The organism is Ileibacterium valens (assembly GCF_001945525.1).
Lineage (GTDB): Bacteria > Bacillota_I > Bacilli_A > Erysipelotrichales > Erysipelotrichaceae > Ileibacterium > Ileibacterium valens.
In genome coordinates, this window is record NZ_MPJW01000044.1 from 1 (window position 1) to 8,190 (window position 8,190).

Sequence of the window (8,190 nt, forward strand, 5' to 3'; positions counted from 1 at the left end):
AGGAGTCCGGTTGATTTCAGATATTCGTTAAGAAACCAGACATCTCCAAAGCTAAGAATCAAAGATGGTGAATGGGTTACAGGACTGGATGAATACTTGCTTTCATCCACATCAAAATATAGATCCTATGGTGGGAAGTAGCGAAACAGTCCTCGCTTACGGTTTTTGAAAATATGATTCTGTTTGTCGATTACACGACCAAGATTGATGTAAGTCTTTCGGTCTTTACCGTCCACCCAGTGTGAACAGCAGACTTTTCCATATACAACCCCATTTTTTCTGTCATAGCAGAGATACATAACGATTCACCTAGGTAGAATTATTTCTAACCATAGAATAAATCTTTTCAGGATTATAAGGTGATACTAACTCGAAATATCTGTACATAAAGCGTAATTGAAGCTGTTAAAACTTAGATAGAATTTCTGGATAGAAAAAATTTCGGTAATTACAGATAAACTTTCTTACTGAATACCTATGTAAAACCTGAGTTTTGGGTATAGTAGTTTTAAGAATAATTAAAATTTTTCAATATTTGATAAAAACGTCGCGCAATTTCTGGATATGAAAAAGTATTGATATACATCTTATCCTGATTCTCTACTTTGATTGCACCATTTTTCCATTGAAAATAAATATCTAAAATATAGTCTTTCATCTTTGTATATTCTTTTTCATACTTCGCTGTTTCGAAGCAAAACCCTCCCAAATCTTTCATTTTTTGTGAAGGAACCGAACTTTCCAGATCGCCAGTCATTAGATAGAGTATTGGTTTTTCGCTCATCATATACTCATACATTTTACCCGACCATTCTATGACTTCTTTATTTGTACTCCAGCCAGCCATAATCAGAAGAGAACTTGAAGATTGTAATTTTAAAGATTCTTTTCTGGATAAATTACCGTGGTTAATATAACAATCATCAAAGTTATATTCTCGGATATACGCGTCAAAAACAGTACTGCTGTTACCACAATAGGAAAAGACAAGATCCTTTAAATCTATTTTTCCATCCTGAATCAGTTCCTTAATTGCGGCGAACAATGGATTCAAGTCATCAGTATAATAAATTGTACCCGTATAGACTATAGAGAATTGATCCGCACGACTTGGTTTCTGTTTTTCATCAGGATCAAAGCCATTTGTCAAAGTCATCACTGACTGGTTTTTCGATTCGTGCAATATCAAATGATCATTTACTTTCAGCAACAAATCCGCATGTATACAGATCTTCTCAGTTAAGCACTTATTACGACAATATAACCAATCTTCATCAATCTCCCTGGCCCATTGATCACGAAAGTCCGCAATCCAGAGGAGAGACTGATGCCTCATTTTAATCATCGAACCTACTCTATGCGGCCACTCAGGACCATAGCTGGTAATAAGAAAATCATATTTATTAAAATCCACTCTTTTTATGCAGTAGTGATAGATGATTTGGGAAGAAACTAATTCACTCCACACTTTTAAATACCAGTTCTTCAGTTTTCGCAAATGGATTGAATCGTTTTTATAACAACTATTTACAGTTTTATTCCATTCGGTTGTATTATTTGTCATTTTATTTAACAGATTAAAAGACTCTTGGCTGTTCTTCTGAAAGACTCTATGGTTATTTCCTGTTGTAATCTTTTTAAAGCCAACTTTGACTTTTTGATACAACAGAACGATATAATCGATCAATTGAACCTGATAATAATGATCGATATGACTAAGATCCCTGATTAAAAACTCGTCAATCTGATATTCAGGAATCCTATTCTGAAATCTTTGAGTCGTTATCACATCGATCTGTATATCTTTATCCAGTTGTTTGAGATACTTGATTATTTTTGTCCATCGTATGCTGGCTACCGCTTTTTTTGGAGCAATATACTCTGTTAACAGTAAAATTTTCATATATATTTAACCTTAATATCCTGGCTAACAATCATCGACTTACAGCAAATGATACAAATTTACCAATTCTCGATAGGTGTTTTTTATGTCCATTGAACAGGTGTTAGATCCTGATGTTCTTTTATTGATGTATTGATCAGTTTTCAGACTCCAGAGTTTAGGATCCTGAATTGGCAGCAAATGAATTCGGTCAGATTGGACCGTTTCTTTGGATACATTGTCTGTACATAAAATTTGAAGTCCTGAACTCTGGGCTTCCAGCAAACTTAGGCTCAACCCTTCATAAAGAGAAGGAAACCAGAAAATATCAAAGGCACATAACAGGTCTGATATATCATTGCGATCACCGAGAAGCATCACACAATGATTCAGGCTATAATTTGCAATCTTTTTTTCTATTGAATTTCTTTCTGGTCCAGAACCAGCTATAACAAGAACAGAGTTTGGATGAGTTTGATGGTATAAGCGGCAAGATTCGATCAGAAATCCATGGTTTTTCTGTTTTGCCAGTCTGCCGACATGGCCTATCACCGTCTTGTTATCGACATTCAATTCTTGACGCATCCTTTGTCTGACCGACTCAGAATATTTGAATTTTTGTGTATCAATTCCATTCAATATGATATGAACTTTATTTTTAGATTCTGACTCAGGTCCAAATAACCAATCTGCTGCCTGTTGAGAACAAGCCACTCGTACCACATCCATTTTTTTAAGGATTTCTTTCCCGAAATAGTGCAACTTTTTATATCCACCGTCAGAGTTATGCGAATGGATTACTATTTTTTTGTTTACTCCAGAGAATTTATTAGCCAGAATTGGAATGAAGGCTGAAATACTCGAACTGATGTGAATATGAATAATATCGATATCATTCATGTTTGTTTTTAAAAATTTCGTTAATCTAGAAAGTCTGACCAGATATCTTATTCCTTTGATCTGTATTTGGGGATTTTTTACCTTATGGATGGGATAACCTAGTTTTTTGATTTCCCGATCAAACACACCCTCATGATCATACAGACATAACAGTTCAAACTTCAGTAATTTCTGATTGCAATTTTCCCTCAACAGATTCATTAGGAGCGTTTCAATTCCCCCAATATTCATAGCCGAAACCAAATGTAATACTTTTTTCATTCTCTTATCCTCTATACTCTATTTATTCCACTCTATTGATTTCTAAATTCCGATAAACAAAGTCTGATTTGAAAAACCACCTGAATAATCTGATTGATTTCAGAATCTGAAAGATATGCATCAAAAGGAATGGATAAAATTCGGTTTGAAATGGATCTGGAATTTCTATTCATCTGTTCACTTTTCAATCGAAGTAGATTAAGATCGTACACTGAATAAGCTTGTTGCATGAGCAAAGGAAATAGATAATAAATTTGTGCAGGTATACCTTCTTCTTCCATCTTTTTTTTTACCCAATCGCGCTGTTCTTCTGAATCAAAAAGAATCGAAAACTGCGACAGTACAGGATTCGATTCTTTTTGAATTTTCTGAACACTTAAATTCATATTGTTATGAGCTTTGTCCGAATTTTCCTGGATCAGATTTCTGATCAACTCAGCATTTTTCTGAATCTGATTCTTTTCAAATTCTTCAAAGTGTTTCAGTTTGACTCTTAATATAGCAGCCTGAATTTCATCTAATCGACTGTTCATTCCAACTCTTTCGTAAATACCACTTTCAGTTAAGCTTTTCCCATGAAAACATAGAGAACGAACCGTATTTGCATATTCAGGATCATCTGTAAATATCGCTCCGCCATCCCCATAACAGCCAAGATTCTTAGCTGGAAAGAAGCTGGTTGTTGAAAAATCACCGATTTTTAAAGTAGATTCTCCTCGATACTCAGATCCGAAAGACTGCGCTCCATCGACAATCAATTTCAGATTATGTTCTTTACATATCTGTCTGATCTGATCATAATCAGCTGGATTGCCAAACAGATCTACACTTATCACTGCTTTAGGAATCAAATCTGTTTCTTCATTGATGATTTTGATTTTATGTTTTAAGTCTTCAGGTGAAATAGTCCAGGTCTCTAAGTCCACATCCACAAAGAAGGGAATTCCACCTGCCTGAACGATTGCTTCCGCACTGGCGACAAAAGTTAAATCCGGAACGAAGACTACATCCTGGTTGTTAATACCTATAGAAAGCAGGCATAGAGTCAGAGCATCAGTCCCATTTGCACAGGTGATGCAAAATTTTGATCCAGTATAATCTGCCAGTTCTTTTTCTAATTTTTTGACGTTTTCTCCCTGGATATATTGTCCTGATTCAAGGACATCAGTAATTGCCTGATGAATCTGATCCTTGATTTCTTCATATTGCCGATCGAGATGTTTAAATTTCATCTTCGATTTCATAAAGACCTGTATCCTTCCTTATATATACTCTCTGGCATATTGGGCATTGCAGATGATCATTGAGTTTATTTCCACATTTACATACCCATCCAATCTGTCTGGCTGGATTACCAGCAACTAAAGCATGGGACATTATATCCTTGGTTACTACGCTGCCTGCTCCAATCATCGACCACTCTCCTATTTCCCTTGGACAGACAATTGTAGAATTTGCTCCGATTGAACATCCCTTATGAACTATCGTTTTTTCATATTGTTCGGCAGGAAACGGTGATCTTGGATTATGAACATTGGTAAAGACTGCAGAAGGTCCTACAAAGACATCCTCTTCAAGAATGACTCCTTCAAAGACTGAGACATGATTCTGAATTTTAACTCGATCAGAAATATGAACTTTGGGACCAATATTTACACCCTGTCCAATCGTACAATTCTTGCCAATACTGGCTTCTTGCTGAATATGACAGAAATGCCAGACTTTGGTTTGTTCGCCGATTTCGACTCCATCATCAATCCAGGCACTTTCATGAATCATTGCTTTATTCATGATCGTTTAAAAACCCTTTCATTTTCATGGTGGAGAAGTTTTCTTTTAAAGGAAGTTTGATTTCTTTATTTTCTTTTGCACTTTGATAAAGAGCTAATATGACTTCGAGTGCCTTTTTTCCTTCTAAAAGATTAACCAACGGTTCTGATTTGTTTTCTTTGGTTTCTTTTGCTTCGGTATATTCTTTTATTTCTGCGTTTCCTTTATTTTCCTGCAATACGTTTCTTATATTTTGATACATTGAAAGATGACCTTTTCCATAGATGTCTTTCGAGATTTCATTTTCTTTGAATTGGTCATCTTCTGTAGATGGGTTTGCTAGGGCATTTACATTCCAGTACTCAATCTGATCTAAACAGGCTCCACCAATTTTTACTGTTCCATTTTCTGCGAACAAATATAGAGTTTCTTCATAGTTACGCGGATAAGTGTTTGCGGTAATTTCGATGGTGGCTAATGCTCCATTTTCAAAGGCAAGGATCCCGGTGCAAAGATCTTCCGTTTCATTAAATGGATGAATGCGGTTTGCGATTTTTCCAAATACACTGACTACAGGTGAATTCATGATTGTCAGAAGATAATCAATTCCATGGATCCCCTGATTCATCAATACTCCACCATCCATTTCCCAGGTTCCTCTCCATTTTGCCTGCTGATAATAATTTTCATTTCGATTCCAACGAACATGTAAAGAAGCATGAGATATCTTTCCAAACTCACCTGCTCTTTGGACTTTTTTTATCTGCCTCAGAGGACCATTGAATCGATTCTGGTGACAGACTGCCGCTGTTAAAGAATACTTGTCAGCTGTCTGGATCAGCTCATCAGCTTCCTGAATCGATAAAGCCATTGGCTTTTCAATTAAAACGGCTTTTTTAGCTTCCATACATTCTTTAGCCTGCAATGAATGTAAACCGCTTGGTGTACAGATTGCTACAGTTTCAATCTCTGGCTCGCTAACGAGCATTTCTGAAAGACTGGTGTAGGTATGAACAGACGGATCCTTATCAATCGCTTTTTGTAAAGCAGCTGGATTATTATCGCAGACTGATATCAGTTCATCTTGATTTTCCTGAATGACTTCATGATGTCTTTTTGCGATTCTTCCATATCCGACAATGGCGACCTTCATACTTCTCTCCTTTTCCAATTTAACTTGAGATTGCTTTACGTAATTGAAATGAATCCAATGAAGGTATAAAACGGATAAATTGAATGAACGATTAATGGATAATGGATTGATTATTGATTATTGATCATTGATGAATGTTCAAACGAATATCTCAGGTTAATCGACTGATTCATTTGGATTTGTTCTTTCCTGATTAAATTCGTCCATAAATACAATCATTCTATGTATTTCAGTTCATTAAATTCATTTCAATTACAGGGTATAAATATGGTTCAGATCTTCTGTTTCAAATTCTGTATTTAACTTTGCTTTCAGCCTTCTTTTAATTAAGGCCGAAGGATCAAAGATCAGCTTTGATTTTGTGATCAGAATTTCCAGTTCAGAATCATCTATCGAAAACAAAGAAGCAATAACAATCAAATCAAACTCATCGACTTTATTGATCACACCTTGGAATTCATGAATTTGATTTGTATGATCGGATTTATTTGGTTTACGCATTTTATCCAATTGATTTGATACCTTTGAGTGAACAAATTCATTTCTCTGAATTCCTTCTATCTTTCCTTTTTCCTCTTCGTTTTCATTATTTATCAAGCGTTCGTTTATTCCTGAACTCTGTTGAGGGCTTATTCCAATTTCAAGTTTCGATTTGATTTCGTTTTCATCTTTGAATAACGGATCCCAATAGAATACGTTGGCTTCTTTTGTTAGCAGCCTGTTCATGAGTTTAATGGATGGAGATTCTCTGATGTCTACCATTCCAGGTTTATATCCAATTCCAAGAATCAGAATTTTTGATTCTGAAATACCGATTGAATTTGAACTTAATATTTCTTCAATCAAATCACAGCAATATTTTGTTTGTCTGTCATTGATGCTGATAGCGGTCTCAATTAAGGGATAAGTTTGCTCTTGAATTGCCTGTGATTCCAACAAAAAGTGAGGATCAACAGGGATGCAATGCCCTCCTATGCCCAGTCCAGGAACAAAAGCTTCAAAACCATATGGTTTGGTTTTGGCCAGATCAATCACATCGTGAACAGATACACCTGCTTTATTAGCAATTTTTGCAAACTCTTCGATTAATGCGATATTCACGTTTCGATAAGTGTTCTCCAGTAATTTACAAAGTTCTGCTTCTATGCATGAATTAGCTGAATACACAGGTGCTGATAAGATCATTGAGTAGAATTTATGAATCAGACTTTTAGATTCTTCGTTGATTCCACTGACGATTTTTGGAGTATTATCGATTGAGTATTCTTTATTGCCTGGATCTATTCGTTCCGGGGCAAATCCTAAATAAAAATCCTTTCCAGCAATAAGCTCTTGTCCTGAATATTTGGATTCAAGAATGGATCGAAATTCATTTTCGGTATATCCACATGAAACAGTAGATTCGAGAATAACAATCTGATGTCCATTCTTCTTGAGTAATCGAGAAATCATTCTGGCTGCCTGATTAACCAAGGTAAAGTCAGGTTTTCTGTTTTCATCCAATGGAGTAGGAACGCAGACCACAAACAGATCAATCTGTGAATCTTCTACACATGTTTCTTTGTATTCTGCTTGTTTATCTTCTAACTGTTCATCTCCTGTATAAGGTAAAGAAGACTCTTTATCTAAGCGCTTATGAATATCACACTTTCCAAGATCATGAAGAAGCCCTGATAAAAAGATGAGATCTTTCCAATCTGATTCTTTTGATGAATCACTTAAAGCATTATCAGAATCATCATCTAAGTCTTCATTTACTTCCAGTTCTCTTTTCAGAGACTCAATTTTCTTATAATCCGTATCAAAACCAGCAACCAAAAAACCAGAACGAGCGATTTGTTTACATAAAGGCCAGCCAACGTAGCCTAGTCCAAACACTGCCGATTTCAGAGTTCTATCTTCAATTTTTTTTATCAATTTTGCATATCCATCATTAATTGAAAATGATGATTTAGACATGAACTCTTTCATTATTTTTCCTTTCTGATCTGGTTTTATTTCTTCATCTGATTCTTTTTCGTTAATTTGGTATGAGTGTTTCTGTTTTTGTCAGCTCTTTGATTTATCTTTTCTACTTGTTTTCTTTCTACTTGTTTTTGTTACGGGTAAAGTTTAAATGTCCAATCCGGGTAATGATTACATGTACAAAAATGTTATTGGTTATCTGATTGGATCTCATGAATCCACCTTAAGAAACTGATTCTGGAGGTGGAATTTTCATGGA

General features: G+C 35.4%; 6 protein-coding genes. All 6 read right to left on the minus strand.

Annotated elements, in window-relative coordinates; genetic code table 11:
- Positions 1–508: 508 nt before the first annotated feature.
- A complete protein-coding gene (locus BO222_RS01210; protein WP_075817645.1) occupies positions 509–1,903 on the minus strand; it encodes a glycosyltransferase family protein in 1,395 nt (464 codons plus the stop codon).
- A 39-nt stretch (positions 1,904–1,942) separates the two neighbouring features.
- Positions 1,943–3,043, minus strand: a complete 1,101-nt coding sequence (locus BO222_RS01215; RefSeq protein WP_075817647.1) for a glycosyltransferase — start codon at positions 3,041–3,043, stop codon at positions 1,943–1,945.
- 32 nt (positions 3,044–3,075) lie between these two features.
- On the minus strand, positions 3,076–4,287 hold the full coding sequence (locus BO222_RS01220) for a DegT/DnrJ/EryC1/StrS family aminotransferase (protein WP_083647613.1): 1,212 nt from the start codon (positions 4,285–4,287) through the stop codon (positions 3,076–3,078).
- Complete coding sequence (locus BO222_RS01225; protein ID WP_075817649.1) at positions 4,265–4,834, minus strand: acyltransferase; 570 nt, start codon at positions 4,832–4,834, stop codon at positions 4,265–4,267. The genes BO222_RS01220 and BO222_RS01225 overlap by 23 nt, the downstream gene beginning before the upstream one ends.
- Positions 4,827–5,966: a Gfo/Idh/MocA family protein gene (locus BO222_RS01230; protein WP_075817651.1), complete on the minus strand. Its 1,140-nt coding sequence runs from the start codon at positions 5,964–5,966 to the stop codon at positions 4,827–4,829. The genes BO222_RS01225 and BO222_RS01230 overlap by 8 nt, the downstream gene beginning before the upstream one ends.
- A 252-nt stretch (positions 5,967–6,218) precedes the next feature.
- Positions 6,219–7,937 (minus strand): nucleotide sugar dehydrogenase, encoded by a 1,719-nt coding sequence (locus tag BO222_RS01235; protein ID WP_075817653.1) that lies wholly within the window; start codon positions 7,935–7,937, stop codon positions 6,219–6,221.
- Positions 7,938–8,190 lie beyond the last annotated feature (253 nt).